Here is a 26,303-nt window from a genome sequence, read left to right as displayed (position 1 = left end):
CATTAATTCAAATGCCTTGATATCATCATCAAAACAAACTTGTTTCCACAAACCCGGAGTATCAGTTTTAGAGATTTTCAATAGTTCAATCATTTAAGAGTGCTCAAATCAATTACCACGATGCAATGTAACAATTTGATAACAAAAACAAGCATTTATTTTAATTTCAACAGAAAAATTACAGGAAATTCGTGCTTCTGCCATTTTATTTACTTAGTGTGTAGGCAAATTGGATGAAAAAGTTGTCAATAGGGCACATTAAGGCCCGTTTGGCGTGTTTTGAAATGTAAAACTGACATTTTAAAACTCAATTTGATATAAAAATAATAAAGTAAATAAAGTAATGTTACTTTTTTGATATTTGCCATAATATTAATGTTGCTTAAAGGTATACACTAAGTGTCTTTTTTATAACTAATAAGCAATGAAATGGAAAAAAAATATCCAAATTTTATCCATTAATTGGTGGATCTTATCAAAAAAGATTAATATTTAAGGTTCCTTAATTGGCGTTAGTATAAAGAAACAAAAAAAATATATATAAATGAAAAAACTACTGATTTTGTTTACATGCCTGTTGCCTTTTGGCAACCTTAGTGCGCAGCAACATAATATGTCAAAAGATTATGTGGTGCCTGATGATTCACTGGTACAAAAAAAACTGCATAAGTGGCAGGGCCTTAAATTTGGATTATTTATGCATTGGGGTACATACAGTCAGTGGGGTGTTGTAGAAAGCTGGAGCATTTGTCCCGAAGATGAAGGATGGACACAACGCCGTGGTCCATATGGCGGCGACTACAACGGCTATAAAAAAGCTTATGAAAACCTGCAAACAACTTTTAATCCTACAAAGTTTGATCCCGAAAAATGGGTGGCTGCTGCTAAATATGCCGGAATGAAATATGTTGTGTTTACAACCAAACATCATGACGGGTTTTGCATGTTTGATACTAAACAAACCGATTATAAAATTACCAGTTCAAAAACGCCTTTTTCTGCCAACCCCAGGAGCAACGTTGCCAAAGAGGTATTTAATGCCTTTAGCAAAGAAAACTTTATGATTGGAGCCTATTTTTCAAAACCCGACTGGCATACCGAAAATTATTGGTGGCCATACTTTCCGCCTAAGGACAGGAATGTAAACTATGATCCGGCTAAATATCCCGAGCGCTGGCAGAAATTCAAGGATTTTACCTTTAATCAAATACAGGAATTAATGACCGGTTATGGTAAGGTTGATATTTTATGGCTGGATGGCGGCTGGGTTAGACCCAAAAACACAATAGATCCAGCTGTTGACTGGCAGCGCACCATTCCGTATGATCAGGATATTGACATGGCCAAGATAGCTGCGGCGGCAAGAGTAAAACAGCCGGGTTTAATAGTGGTTGACCGTACAGTTGCCGGGCAATATGAAAACTATACCACGCCCGAGCAGCAGGTGCCGGATGCGCCTTTAGATCATCCCTGGGAAAGTTGCATCACTATGGGTAACTCCTGGAGCTATGTACCCGGCGATCATTATAAATCGGCCAGCGAGATAATAACCTTATTGGTGAAAATAGTATCCCGCGGAGGTAACCTGTTAATGAATATAGGCCCCGGCCCTGATGGTGACTGGGACCCTGTTGCCTATAGCCGCCTGAAACAGATTGGCGACTGGATTAAAATAAATGGTGAAGGTATTTATAACTCCAATGCAATAGCGCCTTACTCCGAAGGAAATATATATTACACCAAAGCAGGCAAAAGTGTATATGCATTTGTTTTGGCCGAAAAGGATAAAGACGCCGTTGTTTTGCCTTCAACTATCTCATTACATTTAAAGGATGCCGGTACGGTTAAAAAAATAAGTTTGCTGGGTATCGGCAAAAAACTAAAATGGACCGCGAGTGAAGGCGTAATTAAAATAAATGTACCTGCATCTTTGCAAACGCAAAACGGTTTGGCACAGGCAGCTGTATTTAAAATTCAATATTAATCAGCTTAATGCTTTTTATACCATACCTATATAACACGATCTATAATCAAATAAAATGTCGCAACCACTATCATTCCGGCTCAGTAAATTATTTTTCACGCTGGCCTTATCTTTTACCATAACTAATATATACGCACAAAGCAGCTATGAACTAAACTCCGGCTGGCTGTGCGCGCCTATAAGCAGTGTGAAGGATAATGGACCAGTACTATCAACAACAGCGTTTAATACCGGTAGCTGGATGCCTGCTACCGTACCGGGCACTGTTTTAACTACATTGTTAAACAATCACAAAGTGCCCGATCCGTTTTGGGGGATGAATAATGAGCACATACCTGATATTTACAAAACCGGGGCAGATTATTATACTTATTGGTTTGCAAAAGATTTTAAGGAAACACCGGCACAAAACGGAGGCCAGGTTTACCTGAATTTTAGAGGGATAAATTATAGCTGTGATATTTATTTAAACGGCCATAAACTAAACAAAACCATTCAGAAAGGAATGTTTTTAAGGTTTAACTATAACATCACATCTTTTTTGGCGAAAAATGGCAACAATCGTTTAGCCGTACTGGTGCATCCGCCAGATGTGCCGGGCAACCCAAATGGCGGCCAGGGTGGTGATGGTACCATTGCCCGAAATGTTGGTTTACAATATACCGCAGGCTGGGACTGGATTCAACCGATGAGGGACAGGAATACCGGGATATGGGACAAGGTAACTATTCAAAAAACAGGGGCTGTACGTATTACCGATGAGCATATTGTTACCCTTGTGCCGGGAGTAAGATTGCCTGAAGGTCCGCAGCAACCTGCCACTATCAAAGTATCTGCCGAACTAAATAACCCAACAACAAAACCGGTTAGCGGTACCTTAAGTTTTGAGTTGGATGGTAAAACCATTTCAAAAAGCGTCAGTCTTAAACCAAACTCAACTGCCGATTTAAGCTTCAGCGATTATAGTTTGCCAAATCCTAAACTTTGGTGGCCAAACGGTTACGGGGCGCAGCATTTGTATGATTTTAAGTTGAAGTTTACCGTTAACGGCAAAGCAGTGTCTGATCAGCAATTGCTTAAAATAGGGGTAAGGCAATTAACCAGTGAGTATAACGAGCACACCGGAAGCCGGCAGATTGCGGTTAACGGTCAAAAGATATTTATAAAAGGTGGCAATTGGGTTATATCCGATGCCATGCTGCGCCTGTCGGATATGCGTTATGGTGCCGAAGTTCGTTTCCACCGGGATATGAACCTGAACCTGATCAGGGTTTGGGGGGGCGCTATGATTGAGCGGCCCGAATTTTACGAAGCCTGTGATAAATACGGTATGCTGGTTTTCCAGGATCTGTGGGGATCGGGCGATTGCAACGGCCGCTGGCAGGACCCAATGAAGCTTGACGACCAATGGACCCGCCGCAAATACCCGGATGATCATGGCCTGTTCCTGCGTTCGGCAATCGACCAGATAAAGATGGTACGCAACTATCCTTCGTTGGCCATCTGGTGTGGTGGTAATGAGATCACACCGCCCGAGGATATCCTTGCAGCTTTACGCGATACCATTTTGCCCAAGCTTGATAATACCCGCTGGTTTGTTGATTACTCAAACTCCGATAGCATGTCGCATAATGTACTGGGGGGCAACGGCGATGGGCCGTATGGTATTCAGCCTTTATCGGTATTTTGGGAATTTAAAACCTATCCTTTTAACTCCGAGGTAGGTTCGGTTGGTGTGGGCGACTATGAATCATTGAAAAGATTTATCCCTACTGTTAACATGGTGCCGCCGGTTTATGACGAGGATACGCACAAAAATAAAGTAGATAGCGTTTGGGATTACCATAAATACATTGGTTATGATACCAGTATCAACAAATATGGCAAAGCCAAAAACGCTGCCGATTTTGCAATGAAAGCGCAACTGGTAAACTATGACCAATACCGCGGGCTTGCCGAAGGTTTTTCCTCGCATATGTGGGATTGGTACACCGGCTTTATCATCTGGAAAACTCAAAATCCATGGACTGCCATGCGCGGGCAGATGTATGATTATTACCTTGACCCTAATGCCTGCCTTTATGGTTTACACAATGGCAGCGCGCCGTTCCATATTATGTATAACCCTGTAAATGGTATGGTTATGGTTGCTAATAATACCTTCAAAGCCAGGCGCAGTATGATGATGGTTATAAAAACCTATGATATGGAGGGAAAAGAAAACTTAATCACCCAGGTTTTTGCCGATATAAATGCCAATACAGTTAAAAAATACTTATCTGTTAAAGCATCTGTTGATAAGCTTGCCGCCAAAGAAGGTGTTTTTCTGTCATTACAATTATTGGATGAAAATAAAAAAGTTATCACCGATAATACCTACTGGATCCCTGATAGCAAGGGCGCATTTTCGGGTCTCCAAAAAATGAAAACCCAGGAGTTATCTGTTAAAGCAAAATACATAAAACCAGGTAACGTAGAAGTTACGTTAGTTAATAAACAAAATAGCGTACTTGGGTTTTTTAATAGAGTTTCGTTAGTGGACGCTGATAGTAAAACACGGGTATTACCTGCATTTTACAGCGATAACTATATTACTGTGTTACCGGGGGAAGAAAAAAAGGTAATTATTGATTACAATGCGGCTGCAACTAATAAAAAACTGGTTGTGAGCATTAATGGTTGGAACGACGCAGGTACTCCCCAAATGATAAGTATTGATCAATAACAAACAACTATGAATGTCAGACCGGTCATCTTAACAGGACTTTTTGCCTTAACGTTGATGATCGGTCTGAGTTCATTAACTCAGGGGCCTGTGATTGCGGGTTCAAAGCCGGCAAAGGTTGATGATGAGGGTAAAGTTTTATTCACCGACTTTTGTGCAAAATGCCATATGCTGCCCGATCCGGTCAGTTTAACCAAAGAGGTTTGGCGCTTACATGTACTGCCCGTGATGGCTGCACGCATGGGAATCATTTATCCCAATTACGATCCGCTGCGCGGGTTATCAGAGGAGGAAAGGATCATCGTTAAAAAAAATGACATCATACCCGATGCCCCGGTTCTAAATAAGGATGGGTGGGACAAACTGGTAGCATATGTTATAAGCCTGGCCCCCGATACACTTATTGCAGACGAAAGCAGGTTAAGCCGAAACAGTCCGCTTAAGCAGTTCACCAGGCAGGATATTCCAATTGATAATCAGCCGCCATCTTTAATAACCGGGATAAAATATAACCCGGAAAACAACACTTTGTGGATAGGGAATTATCGCAATGAGGTTTTCACCTGGAAATATAATACCGGTGTTATCAAAACTATAAAAACGCAAAGCCCCGTAGTTGATTTTAACTTTTATAAGGGAAGTACTTATTTTACCGAGATAGGTAAACTATACCCAACCGAGCTGAGCCTGGGGTCGTATGTAAACTATAATGACAGTACAGCCTCCGCTGTGTTAAACTCGCTGCACAGGCCAGTTAATTCCATTATAACCGACCTTAATAATGATGGCATCCCCGAAATCATTGTGTGTAATTTTGGGAATAAAACCGGGAGCTTATCGTTGTTTAAAAAAAACAAAGCCGGGAAATATAAGGAAACTGTTTTACGATCGGTTGCCGGGGCCATTAAATGTTACGTGACGGATATGGATGGCGACGGCAAAAAGGATATTGTAGTTATGTTTTCGCAGGGGGATGAGAGTGTTTATGTTTTTTACCAGAAAGATGATCTGAAATTTAATGAAGAAAGGGTGCTGCGTTTTCCGCCAAATTATGGTACTACAGATATGGTATTGGTGGATTATAATCATGATGGGCTTACCGATATTATAACCGTGAATGGCGACAATGCCGATTACTCCCAGGTATTGAAAGCCTATCATGGTATCAGGATTAATATTAACCAAGGCAATAACGTTTTTAAAGAACAGTTTTTTTATCCAATATATGGCGTAACCCATGTTTTGGCCGAAGATTTTGATAATGATGGTGATATAGACCTGGCCTGTAGCGCTTTCTTTCCCGATTTTGGCAAATTGATAGATGAATCCTTTGTATACCTGGAAAATACAAACCAGGATAAGTTTGCCTTTAAATCTTACATCCTTAAAAGCGAGGTGCCGCTTAAAACTTTAACTCTTGAAAAGGCCGATATCGATGGCGACGGCGATTTGGATATAATAGCAGGCAATTTTGCCCAAAGCCCGGGAGCTGTTCCTAAAGACCTGGATGATAAATGGAAGAGTGCTAAGTACGGGATCACCATTTTTATGAATCAGCTTTATCATGCTAAAAAATAACGCTGAATAATCAATAGCGCTTTTTTTCTAATAAAAAACCCGGTCTCTGCCTAAAGAGAGCCGGGTTAACTATTATTAACTGTGGGAAGATTCTTAGTGTACTGCAAACGCTTTTACAAACGCGCCGCTGGCATCAAATGTCACTATATATTTAGTGCTGTTGGATGTAATTAATACGGCATACCCTTTTAAAGTACCGCTTACACTAAACGAATATGCCTTTTCAAATACATAACCAGGATAGGTAGTGGTTAAATAGGTGGTTATAGCGGCCGGTAGGTTGGCGGCAGTTACCGCAACAGGTTTGCCCGGATGCAGGTTAATCTGTACGCGTTTTACAAAGCTGCCGGCTGCTTTAATTACAGTAGCGTATAAGCCATTATTTTTACTGACGAGCACATAGGCGCTATCCGGCATGATTGAAGCATGCAGCAGTGTATCTGTTGGATAAGTAATTTTAAAATAGCTGGTTACAGCAACAGGCAGGGCAGCTATAGCTATCGTATCGCGGTGTTTACCATCCCTGTTATCAAACGGGCCGCCGCGGTGCCATCCCTGTCCCAGCAAATCATGGCCATCCCTTTGCTCCAGTACACTTACAAATGTTCCATCTGCAATAAATTTTAAACCAATCAGCGCGCTGTTGTATTTAATCACCATAATGTAATTAACCACAGTTTTGGCGCTATCGGTAATTGAATAAGCCTTTTTAAAAGTATAGCCGCTGTAGTTTGCGGTTAAGTAAGTACCAATTGTTGTTGGCAGTGCACTAAAAGCAACAGAGTCATTTTTGCTGTGCTTGCCATAGCAGCCAACCATGTACACCGTATCTGTTGAGCCAGATGCCAAACTAATGGCAATGGCCCCGGTAGATGTAATGGTAGAAGAAGTTGTACTGGTAGCCGATTTGGAGGCGTTTTCCTTTTTGCATGATGCCAGGCCTATTAAAGCCGCCAGCATCAACAATCCTGGGTTGGTAAGTTTGTTTTTCATTCCGAATTAATTTTGGTTAGCTAAAAAGTTCCTGCCAGAGCAGGCAGCAGGCTTTGTTACTCAAAATTAATCCGGGAATACCGTTGCTCCCGGTAATGTATCGATGAATAGCGGCTATAAATCGACAAACGAAATTTACTTAATCATTCTTCAGCCCAATCTGATGATTGCCGTAATCTGTAAGGTATTTATTTTTGATAAAAAAGTCGATACTTAAAATTGTACGGTAATCGGCGGTATTATTAGGGTTTTGTACCTCGGTAAGGTTTCCGGTACTTGATGTGGTGTAAGTGTATGTAAAACCCTTATTGGTAGTTATGGTTACTACTGAATTTGCAGGCAATGGGCCAATGGCATTTGTGGCAAGCTTATCTTCAATAGTGGTTACAGATGGCGTTCCGGTATCAAACAGGAACTGTGCCGAAATGGTTTTCCCGCTGTAAGTTATTGTTCCTGGTATATTAGCCGAATAACCGCCATTGGCAAAATAAGTAAGTGGGTGCATAATGAAGCCTGACGAGGAAAGATCTGATGTTGTGAGGCCAACTGTAAGCAAGCTGGAAACGTAGGTAGGTGTACTTGCAAAACTTGTATTTAAAGTTGCCAGCTTAAAGCCGCTGGTAAGGCCAGTGCCATAATCAAAAAACCTTAACGGGCTTGAAATTTCGCTCCTGGTATTGCTTAAACCGGGCCCAACGCCAAAAACATCAGCAGCGTGGGCACTTAGTTGGTTGCCGTTTCCATCAATTATTTTATAATACAAAAAAAAGGGTACCCTTTTTAATGATATGCTGCCCAATGAGTTGCCTACTTTAATGTTAGCATAGGCCAGGTTGCCGTATTCTTTAGTGGTGCCTGTGGCATCGCCAAAACTTATAACAGCTGTTTTTGAGGTTACAGTAATACCGTTTACAACGGTAGAATCGCCAGTGACCGTAATTCCCGCTGAAGTGATCATTGCTGCCGGGAGTAAGCCTGTGGCATCTATGGTCATTCCCGGCGATCCGGTATCAAATATGCTTCCGTAATTTACAGTTTGCGTACCAACCTGTGTAACCGGAATAAGCACTCTTTTATTTACCCCTAATGCGTATTGATACAAACCCAATGTTACCGGAGTTGCATTTACTACTTTGGGTGTGGTTTTATCTTTTTTGCAGGAGCTAAAAACTACAATGAAAAGCAGGAAACCAATTAGCTGTGGTTTAAAATATAAATGTTTTATTTTCATGTATATGGTATATACGGTTATTATGAGTGTTGTATTGGGATGTTAATTTAAACGATCATTCACCATGATGCATTAAACCACATCAAAGGTATAACATTACCAGGTAACCAAGCCAGGAATCGATAAACGGGTTTAATGACTCGATTAATTGCACCTGTTTAATCCATCGGTACTTGAAGCATCTGCCGGCTTAATTACCAATGCCCTTTCAAAAAGCGACCTGGCATCTGGCTTTTTACCTGCCATCAGGTTACTCCAGGCCAACATATGGTTGCCATCGTAATCAAAAGGGTAAAGAGTTACTACTACCTTAAAACACCTGATGGCGGCATCATATTGTTTTCGGTTATAATAAATTACACCAGCCCAGTAATTGGCCTGCGTATTTTGAGGGTCAATCTTCAGGATAGCTAAATACTGTTCAAGTACTTTATCCCAGCTTTGCAAAAACGACAGGGGCTTCACAAATCCAAATTTTGCCTCAATAGCGCCCGGTTTTATACTGATGGCTTTTTGATAATAAGACTGTGATGCAGTGTAGTTTTTATTTAGGTAATGGAGCCAGCCTAAACGGATATTTACCTCATAACTGTTATCACTAAGGTACGGATAAATATCGTTAATGGCAGCTATATAATTTTTGTTCTGTTCATCGGCATAACTGGTGCGAAAGGCTTTTTGCAACACGGCATTGGTTTGCGCCTGCAATCTTATCACCAATAAAATAAAAAATGCTGCTATAAACGTTTTCTTTAAAATTTCCATATTATACCTAACGTAACAGAATTTTGATTGTAATTTACAGAACGGTATATGTCTGTTTTATTTTCATAAATATAATTTAAATCCAATAAGGCGTGAGCGCTCAACTGGTAAAAAACGGTTTCTCCGCATTTAAATTTTGTGGGGTCGATGGAATTGTAAACGTAAAGTCCATCTGCATCCAGGTAATCGTCCTGGTTACCAAAGGCAGCCATTGTTTCCACCCAGGTTTTATTCAACACCTTAAACCCAATGGCCTGGCTGTAAATAAAATTGTTTATGCCGCTTAAGTTCAAAACAGATGCCCGGCTAATGGTATATAAATTAAGGTTACCTAACGGATAAAAATCCAGTTTGGTATTATATTGTTTTAAAGTTTTATTGATCAGGTTCCCGAAATTAATATCTCCCTGCAAATTAATGTAACGACCGGTATACTTTATACCCAACAAGCCCAAATTGCTGTTGTCAGTATTACCCCTGTAAGTAGTGTGCAAGTAATGGTATGAGCCCATTGCACTAAGGTAGTTATTGAACACAAATTGTGCCTTTACAAAATATTCCAGTTGTTTATCAGTTTTTCCGGATAAGTTTTTATCATTATACGATGAACGGAATATATTTTGGTTAAATGAAATTGCCGATTGTTCCAATTGCAGGCGCCAGCCCAAACGGTTACTAATGCCTACACGTTCAAAAAAACCATTGTCGCGCTCACTGTTATTTGGCAGTTTTATACCGCTTTCAAGATCAGCACCTACTAAGCCGAAGGGGGATATTTTTATAGAATGCAAGGTTTCCCTGTCAAGGTATGCGGCATGGTACGATGCTGCGGGGTTATTATTAAGATATGTGTTACAATAGTAGGCGTACAGGCGTGCCGTCGAGTTAAAGGAATCTGCATTTAATACCTGGTTAAACTGGCTGATGGCAGCTTTATAGTTACCGGTTACCATATAGGCATATCCAATTTTAAAATGCAGACCGGGGAAGTCAAGGCCAATGGCAATTGATTTGTTACCAAAAATAATCAGCTGCTTCCAGTCGCCGGCATTGTATAATTGTTCGGCTGTACTATCGGCCAGCGCAAATTTATTCACTTGTGCACGGGCGGCAAGAGTGGCAAATATCAAAGCAAGCAATACTATCAGTTTTCTGTACTCCATTGTGCTTTAATATGTTCGCCATTTAAATTTATGCAGAAAGCCAGTAAGCTGCCATGATCTATATCAACAGTGGCTTCCATCATCTGTATTTTTTTGCCTGCAACTTCACTGTATTGTTTCGATCCAATGCTTAAGCCTGTCTTTTTATCCGCGCTACTGTTTTGGTAACTTATATTTATGAACCGGTAAAAAGGGGCTATAAAATCCTGTAAGCAAAGCAAAGCTTTGTTTTTGGTTAGGTGTAAAGGGAACTCATCGTTAACCAGTATCGCTTCGGTATTATTAAAAATTACCTTGTACGCGGCCAGGTAAAAATAAAACAACAACGATTGTTTATCGCCATAAAAGCTGGTGAAGTAAAACATGGTGCCGTTGTTGATGAAATACGCCGCAGCACCTGTGTTTTTGCTGTATATGCAGGATTGGTTTAACTCATCTTTAAAAACTTCCCATTCTTCAGTTGCTCCGTTTTCGCGGGTGAGTTTTGCTGTGTAACCTGGCTGCAGGTCGAAGGCTTTTTTTACCGGCATGTTAACTTCCAGGTTGCCAATTAACTCACCTTCAGCAGGAACACTATAGCTTTCCAGGCTGTTTTTGCCGTCTTTGCGGTTAAAATAATAAGCAAAAGGATAACTCCATGTTTTCGACCCGATATAGGGCGTAGCCTGTACCTGGAAATGTAAATGCGGCTCGAGCGAACGACCGGAATTGCCACAAAAACCCAGCATATCACCCTGTTTTATCACATCGCCGGGTTTTACCTTAATAGATTTTTTTTTAAGATGTGATACTTTAGAATATAGACCGGTAGTATGTTTGATCACTACGGTGTTGCCCCAATTCTCTTTCAGGTTTTGTTCGCCTATGGCATTATCATCAATATGGTTAACCACCAGTTCAACAATGCCATCGCCGCAGGCTAATACGGGTTTATTGTAGCAATAAAAATGTTCGGGTAGCGTGCCCGGATATTGATAGGTGTTTTGTTCATCATCGCGGATCACAAAATCAAGGGCCTGGCTCCAGTCGCCTTTGTGCGTAATAGCACCATTGTAGCCTTGTGAAACTGTCCAGTAGCCCATAAAAGGCAGGTTTAGCTTAATGTATTTCAAATCATTAAGCCTGTGCTGCTGGTTTAAAAACTGGTACAGGTTTCTTTCGGGCGAGTAATGCTGTACAGTAGCTAATTGTAATTTTCCTGGTGATTTGCGCAGGATTAAAAAATATAGCAGGCTGATATTGACGATGCAAAATGGCAGCGAAAAAACCGGCAGCGAATGAACCGACATAAAGCCCGTGAGCGCATTTATGATGATAAAACCCAGCGGAATACACAATATTGCCAGCAAATAGGAGCGCAGGGAAGGTATTGTGAAAAAACTTCCGATAGCTACAGATGTCATCATAAAATTTGCACCCAAATGATAATAGCTGATGCCTTCGGGATAGGTATGCGTAATGCCATTAAATCCGCAGGCAGTTATAAAGCTCATGATGAGCAAACTAAAAGCAATACGCGAATGAATAAGCATGCCAATACTGATGAGCATGCCCGAAACAATATTATGCTGAAATAAAATGGCGCTTAGTGAGCGGAAGAATAAGCTAACAAATTGTGGCAGTATACCGGCAAAGTAGCCATCAATGCCGGCCAGTGTAAACGGACCGGCATAGATCTCTGCTAACAGGTAACTGTTTTTTTGCAGTAAACCCATACTGAAAATGCTGTTTGATGCCAGCAGTACCATCCAAAATACCACGATAAATGGCAGCGAGAGCATTGGCAATCCTAATTTTCCGAAGCGTTGCGAAATAATAATAGTTGCTGCGATCACCAAAATACAGGCAGCAAACAACCATATCATAAACATGAGGTTAACCTGGTAAAATGCCCCGAATGCTATCCCCAACAATAAACTGTTAAAACTGTAAATACCCATTTGCAGATCGGCACTGTGAAATTTAAACAGGCGGCAAACCAGCAGCGATGTAATTACGCACGCAAGCCCTGCAAAACCCGAAACAGGATTAAAAAAAGAAACCAGCAATAAAATGACTCCCAATACCTGGTTCTGCGAAAAAAACAGTACCGAGTAGGAATTGACGACCGATTTTATAAATGATGAAATTTGCTTCACTTACTGGCTTTTAAATGGGCGGGAACAAGTTCCGGTTCTGCGATATAATTGAGCGTTTCACTGGTGCGGATGAGGTGCGTACGTTGCTGCTCATCTATGAGCACAACGGCAGGCCGCAGGGTGATAAACTGCATCCACTGTGTCATGTTATAAGCGCCTACTTTATGTACTACCACCTGGTCGCCGGCGGTAAGCAGCGGCAGGTTGATGCTGTCCCTGATCACGTCAATATTCATACAAAGCGGACCGTATATTACCATGTTTTCGCTATGCGGCATAAAATCCTGCGCGGGGCTTATCTGGTGCTCGTACCAAAACGAGGTGAACAAAATGTTTACACCAAAATCCATAATGGTAGCCCTTTTGCCGGTGCTTAACCGCTTATTGGCAATAACAGTACCTAAAAGGTACCCGGCATCATCAATCAATACCCGTCCGCTTTCTAAAATAAGCAGGGGCAGGTCTTCATTGGCAAAGCCGAAGCCGAGCAGGGTAGAGGTGATAACCTCCGCGAAATCATCTACCGATGGTACGGTATCATTCCCGGGCAGGTAAGCGCCTTTTAAAGTATTGGTTGACGGGAAACCGCCACCCATATCAATGTATTCAATTTTGTGGTTCAACTGGGTTTGGCAGCGCAGCGCCAGGTTACACAGTTTGGTAGCTGCTATGCCATATGCATCCGTCGCAAGCATATAGGTGCCTATGTGGCAATGCAAGCCAACCAATTGCAGCTTGCCCGAATCCACAACCTTTGATAAGGCCGTCCAGGCCTCTTCGTTTTCGTAATTAAAACCAAAACGGTCCCACAGCGGGTATACGCCGGTATCCATATTAACGCGGATAGCCACCCGTGGTTTATTGGCCAGGCCATTACTTAATGCAAGCAGTTTGCCCAGTTCTTCAAAATGATCAATGTGGATGAGCGAGTCATTTTCGATGGCCATTTTCAAATCATCGTTTGATTTACCCGGACCGTTAAAAATGATCTTGTTGCCGGGTACGCCATTGCTCAATGCTTTGCGGTACTCAAAACCAGATACCACCTCGGCCCAGCTACCTTCCTGGTGAAATACCTGGCAAACAGCATTAAGGTAATTGGTTTTATAGCTCCATGCAAACTGTACTTTGGGGTAGCGTGTGCTGAAGGCCCTGTATGCCGAACGGTAATTTTTACGGATCTGCTTTTCTGATAGTACAAAAACAGGAGAACCATAGTTCTCGATCAGGCTTTTAACCGAAACACCATCGATGCTTTTAACAGGCTGCACACCGGTACGGGTGCCAAACTTGTTCATAACACCGGCGTGCAGCTTTTTAATATATGGTTTTTCGTATTCCAGCTTTTTCATTATAATCAAATTATAGTTCGCCAAATACCGAGAATTGTTGAAAATCGGTAATGTCGGTTATATGGTCCCACGAGTACCGCACAAATAATTTACCAGCCTGGTAATCATCAAAAGCTTTAACATCATCGCCCAAAGCAATTTTTACCAATGCAGCAGGTTGGTTTTGCCCGGCCGCGGCTGTTAAATAAATCCATGCCGGAAACCGTGGGTTGATCTCCAAAACATATAAATGCCCTTCTTCGTTGCTCATGATCTCCATTTCAAAGCCGCCTCTCCAGTTGGTTGCACGGGCAAAATTATTGGCCAGTTCAATAAACTTATCGTCCTTAATGGTAACTCCCGCCCAGGCTTTTCCTTTATCGGTTATGTATAGCTTCCGCATGGCTACTATACTTAGTGTACTGCCTTTGCCATCGCCAAGGGCGGCTATATTTATCTCGGTACCTTTTATATGCTGCTGTGCAATCACCGGTACTCCCCAGGCCGCGTTCAACTGGTGAAATGCTTTAACGGCCTGGTCCATGGTGTAAACTACATAGGCCTCATAAAATTTCCCCTTTATCACCATCGGGAAGTTAAACTCATCCGCAGCAGTTTTTATATCGTCGGCGGTATACAGTTTATGATCGGCCGGTACGTAAAACCCATGCTTCAATCCAAAATCCTTTAAATGTACCTTGTCGCGTAAAGCAAGCTGCTGGTGCGTTGGCAGAAAACCCGCAATGCCGATCTGCCGCAATTGCGGAGCGATCTTTATAAAGTTAAACAGCTCCGAATCAAAGTTCGGAATAACCACATCCAGCTTTTCCTGCTGATGGATATAGGCGAGCCGCTCAAATAAAGCGCTTGTTCCTTCGGTTGGGTATGGTATCTGGTAGGTTTTATTTACATGTTCATGTAAATAAATACCTGGTTCCAACGGTTCATATGATAAACCTATGATCCTTAAGCCTGCTCCAAAAGCTGCTTTTAATGAACGGATAACAGCCATCCCCGGGCCCGGATTATCATTGGCATTTATCCCGGTAACGGCAATACATAAATTAGCGTACTTATCTGCCATTATCCTTCAGTTTCAAGCAAATTAGCTTCTTTCAGCTGTATCATCCAATCTTCCCAATCGCGTTCCAGCTCGGCTACGCTTACATCGTATTTATCAAGTATATCTTTTTTGATCTCGTACACGGTTTTGCCGCTTTTCATCGCTATTAAAAAACGTGCAGCCATGGCATTACCCGAAAAGGAATCGCCGGTAGAGGGATTAAAAATAAACCCGTTTTCGCTGGTGGCTATGTTACTCTTTATCTTCATTTATAATTGGCAAGGCTGTAAATAATAAAAGTTAAACTTACTTGTTTAAGCGAGTTTTACAAAATCAATGCCGTATACGGTGTTTCATTGTAAAGCCTTATTTATGATGCCATTAAATATTGCATCCTTGATGCCAGCAATTCCATATCCAATGGTTTTATAAAAAGCGCATCGCACTTATATGATTCCTGCTGTGCTTTTTTGCTTTTAAAGGCCGTAACTACAATGATAGGTACACCCTTCAATTGTTCATCATCCTTAAAATCCTGGCATACCAAAGCGCAATCTGTATCCAGTAATAAATATTCCAGTATAATCAGGTCAGGATTGATCACTTTTGCCTTATCATATATGGCATCGGGATCATAGGTTAAATGAACGTCAAAATCGCCATAGTACATAATGTCGTCAATTACTGATAACATCCTGCTATTTTTGTCCAGTATCAGGATCTTTTTTTTGGTGCCGGTAGTTTTCATATGCTAAGGGGGTATTCAATATTTATAATATAAAATTGAGCTTATTCCTTTCAATATAAAACAATGTGCCGTTCAATACCATGAATGTGCCGATGAATGGGCCGATGCAGCGTTATTTTGGCCAGTCTTTAATAAAATCAGCATAGTTTGTACCAACCGGTAATTCGATATTACGCAGTTTAACTTTGCGGTTGTATATCGACCTGATCTGGGCCCTGGCAATCACAAAGCTCCTGTGGATACGGATGAACTGGGTAGCGGGTATTTTTTCGATAATGCTTTTTAACGACATCAGGGTAAGCACCGGTTTTTCGGCGCTTAGTAAATGGATCTTAATGTAGTCCTGCATGCTTTCAATGTATTCTATATCCCTGATACTGATCTTGATCACCCTGTATTCCGAATGCACGTAAATGTGTTCATCCTCACTTGTATGGTCGGTGTGTTTAAACTGGTAATAGTCAATAGCTTTATGCACTGCTGCACCAAAACGGTTGCTATTGATGGGTTTTAGCAGGTAATCCAAAGCCTCGAGTTCAAAGCCTTCAAAAGCAAATTTTTTATAGGCTGTGGTAAATATTATCATTGGTTTTTCCTGTAGGGAGCGCACCAGGTCTACCCCGGTAATATCGGGCATATTAATGTCTACAAAAAGCACATCTACCTTGTTGCTTTTTAAATATTCGGCGCCGGATATGGCGTCTTCAAAAGTATTTACCATCTTCAAAGACGGATAGTCGGATACATATTTTTTGAGAATTTCCAACGCAAGTGGTTCATCGTCAATGGCTACACATTTTAACTGCATAATGGTGTTCAATTAACTGTCAATTTCTAATTCCACCCTAAACAGGCCGCCGTCCGAACTTATATTCAGCCTGTGCCTGCCGGGGTAAATATGTTGAAGCCGCTGCCGGGTATTGGTAATGCCTATACCTTTGCGGCTGGATGAGGGGCGGTTGTCGAATATCATGTTCTCACAAGTGAAGAGGATCTTACCTGGAGTTACCTTCAAATTGATACTGATCACCGACGGTTCATGTTTACTCACCCCGTATTTAAATACATTTTCAATAAAGGTCATCAATACCAGCGGAGGGACCTTCTGCTGGTCGATATCGCCCGAGAAACTAAAATTAAGCGTTGTTTTTTTGCCTAATCGCAGTTTTTGCAGGTCGATATAATCATTGATACAATCTATCTCGCTTTGCAGCAGCACAAAATCCTCGGTCACTTCATCTGTAACGTATCGCATAATGTTGGATAATTTCATGATGCTTTCCGAGGTATGCTTACTATCTGTAACCGATAGCGCGTATATATTATTCAACGTATTGAACAGGAAATGCGGATTGATCTGCGCTTTAAGGAATGATAGCTCGGCATGAACCTTTTCCGCCTCGGCCCTTATCACCATTTGCTCGGCAACCTGCCATTTTTGTACAGTGCTCATGGCAATGCCCAGGCCAATAACGATGATGAAAATAAACAGGCCCACCATATCAATATTTCCCGACTGATGGATGAAAATGATTTGGTTTGATGGTTTCTTAAGGCTTGGGTCCTGCATTCGCAGATCTTCATGCGGCAGCGGTCCGAAAGGCAGATTTTTTGGATCTGCAGCGCCACTATCGGCCCCGGGCATCAATTGCGGACCGATAGTTGCCACGGTATTTTGTTTTTCTTTAAGCAGATTGTGTAAAAGCAGGTTATCAAAGGGCTGTAAGAAGTACACACAGCCAGAAAGCAGCAATACTATAAGCCCGTAAACCACATATTTTTTATGAAACACAAAGCGTGGCACCAGGTACCAGGCATTAAAATAAAACATGAAAATATAAGTAAGACAAAATAGCCAGTAATAGGGCGATAAAATAACGTTGTATGTGCTGCTGCTGCTTTGCTGCGTACGGTTCATAAATAACAACGGGAAGCCAAAAAATACCAGCCAGCCGGCAGCGTGAATAAATATATTGGTGGCTTTTTTGGAAAGAATCATCTAAAAAAAATTTATTAAATATAGCAGCCATTAGCCGTCAACAAAAGATCGTCTTAAAATAGTTAAACTTTTAAGCAAAGCCTCTTCCATTGAATGGAATCTTTTGATTTGTTCAGAATCATAAATAGCGTCCCGTACCTGTACGGAACGCTATAAACTTTATGAAAAAAAACAAAACACAATAACCCGGGTATGTCCCTATCCCCGGATCAGTGATTCAAAGGTGGTAAATGATTGGGCAACGGACAATGATTTATCGGTGAACCGTGGTTTTGTATAGATGAATGGGGTAATTGTTTTGAAGTAAACAGTAATAGTTTCTGGTTGTTAAGCTAATATCAGCAAAACATTAATATCAGCAACATGGAACTGGTGAAGGAAATTTTTGGCGAAGGCAAAGATCTCAATGTAATACAAATGAGTAGCCGTGGAGTTATTGTTTTTGTGATAGCGCTGGTGCTTATCAGGCTATCGGGCAGGCGCTCATTTGGCATCCGCACGCCGCTTGATAATATTATTACTATTTCGCTGGGTGCAATACTTAGCCGTGCTATTGTTGGCGCTTCGGATTTTTTGCCGGTTATTACGTGTTGTTTTACGATTGTTATTATGCACAGGATATTCGGCTGGCTGGTGGTGCATTACAAAACTTTTGGAAAATTTATTGAAGGCGACAAGATAGAAATATTTAAAGATGGCAGGTTCATTAAAAAGAATCTTGAAAGAGGCCTGGTATGTGAAGAAGATATAATGCAGGGTGTCCGCAAATCTGCCTCAACGGAAGACCTGGAGAAGATTGATAAAATATACATGGAACGGAACGGGGAGATCAGCGCTCTTGAAAAATAAAGATTACTCTTTAAGCGCATTATCCCAATGCTCGGCTATTTTTCCGTTTTCGATACGTAGCATATCAAACCAGGTGGTGATATATTTTTTGCCTGTGACCTTCGGATCTGGATGTTCATCTTTAAAGCTAAGTACAACCAGGTTGCCTTCCGCAACTATCGAGATCAGGTTTGCTTTAATGGTTGCACTGATAGGTTGTGATTTGGCAAACTTCGAAAAAAAATCAATAAAGCCCTGCCTGCCGGTTGGAACGTTTGGGTTATGCTGAATATAAGTTGGGAGTAAATATTGGGAAGCCAGCTCAAGGTGCCCACCTTCTAACACTTCACGCCAAAAATCATAAACCAGTTTTTTGTTTTTGGCAAGCTTTGGATCCTTGCTATAAAGCATAGCTTTCTGATCCTGGCTAAAAGAATCGAAAGCGAATAAAAGTGTAAAACCCAATAACAGCAGTCCTTTTTTCATGAGGTAAATAATTGATTGTTTAAAGATATCGAATTTTTTAAAAAAGCCTTTTGAAATTTTAATGGTGTAATGTTAATATGATAAATGGTGATGTACGGCTGTTAGGATCAGTAATGTAAAATACTTGTTATGATTTTTGTTTGGATAAGAATGCAATATATAACAGGGCATAATTTATTATATTCGGTGGAGGTAAAGTGATGGAAAAAAAAGCAAAATAAGGCCGGCACGATTTTCTTCCTGGTGTGTAGGTGACCTGTACAAAGCATATAACATTAACCATTAAGAATACACTAATCCATGATCAATAAAACAGTATCGTCTTTCCTCATCGCAATAGCCCTACCCGGCATTGCCATTGCACAAAATATAAAAATAGTAATCAACCAGGTTGGTTACGAAGATACGCAGGCAAAAAAAGCTATTGTGGTAACCGATAAGCAATACGCCATCAGCTCATTTAAATTATTGGATGAAGCTGATAAAATCGTATTCAGTGGCAAACCTGCTTACAGTGGTAAGGTGAACCGCTGGAAAGGCCGGGAGTTTTATACCATTGATTTCAGTGGTTTTACTACGAATGGTAATTATAGGATAGAGGTCGACCTTTCCGGTAAAAAGGTAAGTTCGTACCCCTTTAAAATAGGTAGAAATGTTTTGGAGCAGGCTACCATGAGCGATGTGGTGTATTACTTCAAAGGGCAGCGCAGCGCGGGGGAGATTGACAAGGCAGATCACCACCTGCCGTTAGCCGGGAAAACCGCCGATACCGTTGATGCCCATGGTGGCTGGTACGATGCTACAGGCGATTATGGCAAACACCTTTCGCATTTGTCGTTCTCGCTGTATTTTAATCCGCAGCAAATTTCCTTAGTGGTTTATAGTTTATTTAAAACCAATGAGTTACTTAATAAAAAAACGGTTACCGATTTTCGCCAGATTAACCGCCGGGTTTTGGATGAGGCCATTTATGGCGCCGACTACCTGGTAAGGATCCAGGCTAAGGATGGTTCGTTCTACAGGTCTGTATCAGCTCCTGGGCCGGGTAAGCTGGCTAAAGACCGGGTGATCCGTGCCGAAGATGCATCCTATCGCATCAAACAAACCAAAGACCAACCCTTCAATAATAGTTCCCAAAACGTCGACTGGCACCGCTACCAGGCCAGTTATCGCTCTGGCGGCGGTATAGCCATTGCCGCCCTTGCTATGGCATCAACGGCAAAAGCAAGCGGCGATTTTAGCAATGCCCAATACCTGCAGGCAGCCGAAAACGCTTTTAAATTCCTGGAAAAGAATAATAAACTCATGACCTTTGATGGTAAAGAAAATATACTTGATGATTATTGTGCCTTAAGTGCAGCCACCGAATTATACAAAGCGAGCAAGAAACCTGAGTATTTAGCTGCCGCAACCAAACGTGCCAATAGCTTATTAAGCCGCCTATCAACATGGAAAGATTATAAAAACTATTGGCGCGCCGATAGTACCGACAGGCCTTTCTTCCATCCATCAGATGCGGGTTTGCCTGTGGCCAGCCTCATCTATTATTACCCCTATGCTGATACAGGGATGCAGGCGACTATTACAAAAGCCGTCAAAAGCTCCTTTGAGTTTGAGTTAAAGGTGACGCACGAAGTGAATAACCCCTTTGGTTACAGCCGTCAATTGGTGCAGGATACTTTGGGCAAAAGACGCACATCGTTCTTCTTCCCGCATGGAAGCGATGCCTCGCCATGGTGGCAGGGCGAAAACGCACGGCTATCATCAATGGCTGCCGCGGCCAGGCTGGCTGCCGGTTTGTTTACCGATAATAAGCCATTCCACGATCAACTGGAAACTTTCGCCATCGATCAGTTGAATTGGGTGCTTGGACTTAATCCTTTTGACGCCAGTATGCTGCAAGGCACAGGGCATAATAACCCGGCTTATGGCTTCTTTGGTACATTTGAATATACCAATGCGCCCGGTGGTATTGTAAACGGCATAACATCGGGGCTGAATGATGAAAACGATATCGATTTTAACCTTTCATACGCCCAGATCCACAAGGATTATGATTGGCGCTGGGCCGAGCAGTGGCTGCCGCACACTGCCTGGTACCTGCTTGCTGTCTCTTTACATGAGTAGTTAATTTGAAGCGATATGAAGCTTGTTAAGACTATAAGCCAATAGCCCGAATGTTTTAATGCCAGATTTGGAACTGTAATTATGCTACCTAATTCAGATTAGATACTCCCCTGAAAAACTGTATAGCGCCAAAAAGTATTGCACCCCAAAATATAAAACCAACATTCGCCAATGTCAATAGCAGGCCACCACTGCACCATAAGACACCATAAAGCATATCTTTTTTTGCCTATCTAACCAAATAATTTTACCTCTATCAAAATGACTTGCTTGTGGGCTTATAAAAACATGGTTGTATTTGGGGGATAGCCTTATTTGCTTCATATGCTTTGCTTACTTATCTTACAGCCTCAAACATCATCCTATGTTTAAAAACTACTTCAAAACCGCGTTCAGGTATCTATGGCGCAATAAGGCATTTACCTTTATTAATCTTATTGGTTTGGCAGCAGGACTTTGTGTATGCTTTTTCGCTTTGTTGTACATCAGCTTTGAACTCAGTTACGATAAGTTTAATACCAAAGCCGATAATATTTACCGCGTGGTTACGGATGTTAAAACCGGGGTAGGTACCAGTTATGAAAGTGCGCCTGCCGCGCTTGGCCCTATGTTGCAGCAGGCCAGCCCGGGTGTAAAGGCTTATGCGCGGGTGTTTTTTGATTATTACATTGTACGTAAAGATGATACCCACTTTAGCGAAGAAACGGTAGCCTATGCTGATAGCTCGATATTTGATGTTTTTACACTGCCGTTGGTAAGTGGTGATAAAACAGCTGTATTTACGGCTCCATTCCAGGCGGTGTTGTCAGAAAGTGCGGCACACCGGTATTTCGGAACCTCCGATCCTGTAGGAAAACAATTGCTGCTTGATGGTAAGTACAATACCACGGTTACCGGCGTAATGAAAGATATTCCGAACAACTCACACTTTAAATCGGATATCCTGCTCTCCATGTCGAGTCTGATGAGTTTCGGAACCGCTGACAATTGGATGAACAGATGGAGCACATTTGGCTTTAACACCTATGTATTGCTTGATGACAATTATAACGCTAACCGGTTAAAATCCATACTGCCAGCTTTTGCCAAACAGCACTTCGACCAAAGCCAGGCTAAATATACTTTAAGCATAGAACCGCTTAAAAACATTTATTTAAAAAGTAAAGCCCGTGGCAACAAAGGCGGCAGTATCATTACGGGCAATATCACCAACGTATATGTTTTTGGCATCATAGCCATGTTTGTACTACTGATTGCATCATTCAATTTCATCAATTTGACTACCGCACTTTCACTAAACCGTGCCAAAGAGGTTGGCGTACGCAAGGTTTTAGGTGCATCAAAAGGTCAATTGGTTATCCAGTTTTTGATGGATGCTGTATTGTTATGCATAGCAGCCTTTGGGTTGGCTATGCTGCTTTATGCTTTGCTGATACCCTTGTTCAATAACGTGGCCGGTAAAACTATTGTTGCCGGTGTTTTTGAACAGGGCAGGTATATGCTGATGCTGTTTGGATTGGCGCTGGCGCTGGGATTGCTATCTGGTATTTACCCGGCCTTTTTTATATCGGGGTTTGAGCCTTTGAGCAGTATTAAGGGGAGCATCGGTTCTGGTGTAAGGGCTGTGGCTTTTAGGAAAGCACTGGTAATAGGGCAATTCACCATATCTGTTGTACTTATTGTGGCAACGATAGTTGTATATCGGCAGCTCAACTATATGCAAAACCATGATCTGGGCTTTAAAAAAGACCATATGCTGGTGATCGATTTTCATTACGATGCACGGATTACCGAACATACCGAGGCGGTAAAACAGCAACTTACCGCCTTATCGGGTGTAAGCATGGCCAGCATGGCATCCTGTGTGCCCGGGCGTGCCAACCGTAAGTTTAAGGCCAAAATAGAAAATGTTGCCCATGTTATGCAAGACCTTCAGATAGACGGCTACATGGTTGACCAGGACTTTTTAAAACAATACGATGTAAAAGTGATTGCCGGGCGTAGCTTTTCAAGAGATTATGCCAACGATATGGTTAATGCTATGATCATTAATGAAACCGCCGCCCGCAGCCTGGGATACGCCAATCCTGCCGATGCCGTTGGTAAACAGTTTCAGCAAATGATAGGCAAGGGGGTAATTATCGGCGTAGTGAAAGATTTTCACTACCACTCGTACCAGGAACAGGTGCAGCCGCTTACCATGCGTATGGCACCGGGCTTTTACACCTTTTTAACGTTGAATGTATCATCCCAAAATATACGGGAAACTATCGGTACCCTGCAAGCTGCCTGGCAACGGATAACTCCCGGAATGCCCATGAGCTACTTTTTTGCCGATGAGGCCTACAATGCCCAATACCAATCCGAGGAGCGTTTTGGTAAGTTGTTTACCTGTTTTGCTACGCTGGCTATTATGATATCTTGCCTTGGTTTGCTGGGCTTATCTGCTTACAGCATTACACAGCGCCGTAAAGAAATAGGCATCCGCAAAGTGTTGGGTGCATCAGTGAGTGGTATTGTTAGTCTGTTGGGTAAAGAAGCTTTATGGCTTGTATTAGCGGCTTTTATTATAGCCACACCGGTAAGCTGGTTATTGATGAGTAAATGGCTGCAAAGCTTTGCCTACCGTATCAGTATTTCCTGGTGGATGTTTGCGGTAGCGGGTATATCTACATTGGTAGTGGTATTTGTAACCATAGGTTATCAAACCGTAAAAGCGGCTATTGCCAATCCGGTTAAAAGTTTAAGGACAGAGTAGGGGTATTCGGATAAATGTACAATTCAAACAGTTTTATGAAAAAATTACTATTCCTTATCATACTCGTTCTTTTTGCCCCGGTTAGTTTAAAAGCCCAGTCAAAACATTTTAAGGTGCTGGCTTTGTATGAGAACGGAGGCCACCATATAGCGTTTTCAAAACGTGCTAAAGTATGGCTGGATAAACAGGCTGCCGAAAAGGGGTTTACTATCGACTATATCCAAAACCCAGATAAAATTGACGACGAATTTTTAAGCCACTACCAATTGTTTTTGCAACTGGATTACGTACCCTATGGCTGGCCGGATAGTGCCGCTGCCGCTTTTAAAAAATATATTGCCGGGGGTAAGGGCGGATGGGTTGGTTTTCATCATGCTACCTTGCTTGGAGAGTTTGACGGATTTCACGAATGGCAATGGTTTTCGGATTTTATGGGTGCCATCAGCTGGAAAAATTATATAGGAACGTTTGCCAGGGGCACGGTTAATGTGGAGGATAAACGGCATCCGGTTATGAAGGGCGTTCCCGCGTCCTTCCCGATTGAACAGGAGGAATGGTATACTTATGATAAAAGCCCGCGACCCAATGTTCATGTACTGGCAAGCGTTGATGAATCAACCTATGAACCACAGGGCGATATAAAAATGGGTGATCACCCTGTGGTATGGATCAATGAGCATGTTAAAGCCCGCAACGTTTATATCTTCATGGGCCACTCACCAAACCTGTTGGATAACCCGGCCTGGGTAAAGTTGGTTACAAATGCTATTTTCTGGGCTGCTGGTGTTAAGTAGTAAGTCTTAAGTCAATAGTCTTAAGTACCAAGTTTGAATTCCAATTTGTGACTCTTGACTTAAGACTTCCGACTCAAGACTTTAGGCTTCAGATTTTTAAACGGATACGTTTCTTCTCCATTAAACCAACCAGGGCTATCAATATAAACCCGGTAGCCATGGATCGCGCCAGCCCGATGATTCCATTATTAAATATATAGGGGTACTTTAAGTGGAAAAGCTTCAATATAAACACCTGGAAGTAGGGCAGCAGGTAGCAGGTAAGCGTACTGGTTCCGGCGGGCCAGATCAGTTTAAACCAATTCTTTTTACCCTTAACATCCACCAGGAAGATCATCAACTCGAAAACCAATATGGTAATCCCGCTGCAGATAAAGATCCAGGCCGGGGTAGAGCGAATTTTTGAGATGCCGTCGGCATACGGACGGATCAAAAAAGCCAGTACAATTAGTAATAAGCCTGTTGCGCCAAATATTACCCACAATAATTGTGTTTTGCTTTTTGATACAAGCAGCGCATAGATCTCTGAGATCATAACGCCCCCCATTACCAAACACACTGCTGAAGCATCGCCCAGCACCGGAATTTTAAACTTGAAAACACCAGTGTGCCTGGCAATATTTATAGCAACAAAAGCAAGCAGGGCAATCACCAGGATATTCATTTTTCCTTTGGCCAAAAGGTATACCAGCGCACATACCAGGTAAGCCCAGCCTATGATACCCAATATGCCCCACCAGTAAGGGCGCATACCTTGAATTACACCATCCTCGCCTCCCTTATAAATAACAGCCATAACGATAAGCAGTAAAATCCCTGCGCCTATAAGGGTGTATCGTTTTGCTTTGGCCATGGTTTCGGGATAATCCAGCCAGATGAGGAAGAAGCCGATACTTATTAATATAGCCCACAAAGCCTGCGGTATAATGCCCGCTGTAAGGCTATAGTTTTCCAGGTTTACATGAAAAAAGCCCATAATAATCAGTGCAGCGCTGCGGGTAAGGATATACATTAATATTGATGAAAATGAATCGCCCTTGTTCATCCTGTTTTTGATGGCAAAAGGCAACGAAAGCCCTACAATGAACAAAAACGCCGGGAAAATGGTATCTGCAAAACCCATTGCGTCTGCCTTCCCATCGGCGTGATCTATCCATTCGGGGATGTGCTTTACGCCGCTGGCGTCATTAACAAATATCATAAGCAGCATAGTGATGGCACGGAGTACATCAATGGATAAAAGACGTTTGGGGAGTTGGTTCATCGTGATGTTTTGAGTTTTAGGGGATTTGGAATTCGATTTTTTTAACCTAATAAATATATCGACTATTTGTGAGTAAAACTATAGTAATTAAAAAGATCGACATTCTTTTTAAATTTTGTGTTAAACTTCCGGTTTTGAAACGACTGCTGCTTATAGACTGAAAATTCTTTAGTGAAGGTGTTTGAATAATTATAAAAATAGCAATCAAATGTGCTGTGAGTGAATAAATTTAGCAGGGTATACTCATTAACAAAACTAAAAAAGACAATGCACTTCCATTATATTGGTTCAGTAACCATACGTGTACAATTGTGCCAGTGTGCTGCAA

General features: G+C 41.8%; 20 protein-coding genes. 7 read left to right on the top strand and 13 right to left on the bottom strand.

Annotated elements, in window-relative coordinates; all coding sequences use genetic code 11:
- The first annotated feature begins 544 nt into the window (after positions 1-544).
- From AC1DQW_RS25375 to AC1DQW_RS25365, 3 genes are read left to right on the top strand one after another with little or no spacing between them, the layout of a single operon-like run.
- Positions 545-1,984 carry an alpha-L-fucosidase gene (locus AC1DQW_RS25375; protein WP_477456606.1) on the top strand — a complete coding sequence of 480 codons (1,440 nt, stop codon included), beginning with the start codon at positions 545-547 and terminating at the stop codon, positions 1,982-1,984.
- Between the two features lie 55 nt (positions 1,985-2,039).
- Entirely contained in the window at positions 2,040-4,709 is a 2,670-nt protein-coding gene (locus AC1DQW_RS25370) for a glycoside hydrolase family 2 protein (RefSeq protein ID WP_477456605.1), read from the top strand.
- 9 nt (positions 4,710-4,718) lie between these two features.
- A complete protein-coding gene (locus AC1DQW_RS25365; protein ID WP_477456604.1) occupies positions 4,719-6,287 on the top strand; it encodes an FG-GAP repeat domain-containing protein in 1,569 nt (522 codons plus the stop codon).
- 93 nt (positions 6,288-6,380) lie between these two features.
- On the opposite strand, the gene AC1DQW_RS25360 is transcribed toward AC1DQW_RS25365, so the two are convergent.
- The 11 genes from AC1DQW_RS25360 to AC1DQW_RS25310 form a co-directional block, all read right to left on the bottom strand.
- Positions 6,381-7,280: a hypothetical protein gene (locus AC1DQW_RS25360; protein ID WP_477456603.1), complete on the bottom strand. Its 900-nt coding sequence runs from the start codon at positions 7,278-7,280 to the stop codon at positions 6,381-6,383.
- 139 nt (positions 7,281-7,419) lie between these two features.
- Positions 7,420-8,511 (bottom strand): hypothetical protein, encoded by a 1,092-nt coding sequence (locus AC1DQW_RS25355; RefSeq protein ID WP_477456602.1) that lies wholly within the window; start codon positions 8,509-8,511, stop codon positions 7,420-7,422.
- Positions 8,512-8,655: 144 nt separating this feature from the next.
- Positions 8,656-9,276, bottom strand: a complete 621-nt coding sequence (locus AC1DQW_RS25350) for a tetratricopeptide repeat protein (protein ID WP_477456601.1) — start codon at positions 9,274-9,276, stop codon at positions 8,656-8,658.
- Positions 9,264-10,439, bottom strand: a complete 1,176-nt coding sequence (locus AC1DQW_RS25345; protein ID WP_477456600.1) for a tetratricopeptide repeat protein — start codon at positions 10,437-10,439, stop codon at positions 9,264-9,266. Before AC1DQW_RS25345 ends, AC1DQW_RS25350 begins: the two co-directional genes overlap by 13 nt.
- A complete protein-coding gene (locus AC1DQW_RS25340; protein WP_477456599.1) occupies positions 10,421-12,577 on the bottom strand; it encodes an urea transporter in 2,157 nt (718 codons plus the stop codon). The genes AC1DQW_RS25345 and AC1DQW_RS25340 overlap by 19 nt, the downstream gene beginning before the upstream one ends.
- Positions 12,574-13,929, bottom strand: a complete 1,356-nt coding sequence (locus AC1DQW_RS25335) for a hypothetical protein (RefSeq protein ID WP_477456598.1) — start codon at positions 13,927-13,929, stop codon at positions 12,574-12,576. Before AC1DQW_RS25335 ends, AC1DQW_RS25340 begins: the two co-directional genes overlap by 4 nt.
- 10 nt (positions 13,930-13,939) lie before the next feature.
- A complete protein-coding gene (locus AC1DQW_RS25330) occupies positions 13,940-14,992 on the bottom strand; it encodes an ATP-grasp domain-containing protein (RefSeq protein ID WP_477456597.1) in 1,053 nt (350 codons plus the stop codon).
- A complete protein-coding gene (locus AC1DQW_RS25325) occupies positions 14,992-15,240 on the bottom strand; it encodes a PqqD family protein (protein ID WP_477456596.1) in 249 nt (82 codons plus the stop codon). Before AC1DQW_RS25325 ends, AC1DQW_RS25330 begins: the two co-directional genes overlap by 1 nt.
- Before the next feature lie 101 nt (positions 15,241-15,341).
- A complete protein-coding gene (locus AC1DQW_RS25320) occupies positions 15,342-15,719 on the bottom strand; it encodes a response regulator (RefSeq protein WP_477456595.1) in 378 nt (125 codons plus the stop codon).
- A 112-nt stretch (positions 15,720-15,831) separates the two neighbouring features.
- On the bottom strand, positions 15,832-16,527 hold the full coding sequence (locus AC1DQW_RS25315; RefSeq protein ID WP_477456594.1) for a LytR/AlgR family response regulator transcription factor: 696 nt from the start codon (positions 16,525-16,527) through the stop codon (positions 15,832-15,834).
- 12 nt (positions 16,528-16,539) lie between these two features.
- Positions 16,540-17,718 carry a sensor histidine kinase gene (locus AC1DQW_RS25310; RefSeq protein ID WP_477456593.1) on the bottom strand — a complete coding sequence of 393 codons (1,179 nt, stop codon included), beginning with the start codon at positions 17,716-17,718 and terminating at the stop codon, positions 16,540-16,542.
- A 363-nt stretch (positions 17,719-18,081) separates the two neighbouring features.
- On the opposite strand from AC1DQW_RS25310, the gene AC1DQW_RS25305 reads away from it, so the two are divergent.
- Positions 18,082-18,567 (top strand): DUF421 domain-containing protein, encoded by a 486-nt coding sequence (locus AC1DQW_RS25305; RefSeq protein ID WP_477456592.1) that lies wholly within the window; start codon positions 18,082-18,084, stop codon positions 18,565-18,567.
- A gap of 3 nt (positions 18,568-18,570) precedes the next feature.
- Here the strand turns inward: AC1DQW_RS25305 and AC1DQW_RS25300 are convergent, their stop codons facing one another.
- Positions 18,571-19,032: a nuclear transport factor 2 family protein gene (locus AC1DQW_RS25300; protein WP_477456591.1), complete on the bottom strand. Its 462-nt coding sequence runs from the start codon at positions 19,030-19,032 to the stop codon at positions 18,571-18,573.
- A 300-nt stretch (positions 19,033-19,332) separates the two neighbouring features.
- Here AC1DQW_RS25300 and AC1DQW_RS25295 point away from each other — a divergent pair, with 300 nt between their 5' ends.
- The 3 genes from AC1DQW_RS25295 (at position 19,333) to AC1DQW_RS25285 (ending at position 24,711) form a co-directional block, all read left to right on the top strand.
- Positions 19,333-21,159 (top strand): glycoside hydrolase family 9 protein, encoded by a 1,827-nt coding sequence (locus tag AC1DQW_RS25295; protein ID WP_477456590.1) that lies wholly within the window; start codon positions 19,333-19,335, stop codon positions 21,157-21,159.
- 364 nt (positions 21,160-21,523) lie between these two features.
- Complete coding sequence (locus tag AC1DQW_RS25290) at positions 21,524-23,917, top strand: ABC transporter permease (RefSeq protein ID WP_477456589.1); 2,394 nt, start codon at positions 21,524-21,526, stop codon at positions 23,915-23,917.
- 35 nt (positions 23,918-23,952) lie between these two features.
- On the top strand, positions 23,953-24,711 hold the full coding sequence (locus tag AC1DQW_RS25285; RefSeq protein WP_477456588.1) for a ThuA domain-containing protein: 759 nt from the start codon (positions 23,953-23,955) through the stop codon (positions 24,709-24,711).
- A gap of 88 nt (positions 24,712-24,799) precedes the next feature.
- On the opposite strand, the gene AC1DQW_RS25280 is transcribed toward AC1DQW_RS25285, so the two are convergent.
- Entirely contained in the window at positions 24,800-25,975 is a 1,176-nt protein-coding gene (locus AC1DQW_RS25280) for a DUF5009 domain-containing protein (RefSeq protein ID WP_477456587.1), read from the bottom strand.
- Positions 25,976-26,303: the final 328 nt, after the last annotated feature.

The organism is Mucilaginibacter sp. P5_A4, assembly GCF_056400605.1.
Note: the sequence above shows the minus strand (reverse complement) of the source record. Positions and strands in the feature narration are given on the sequence as shown.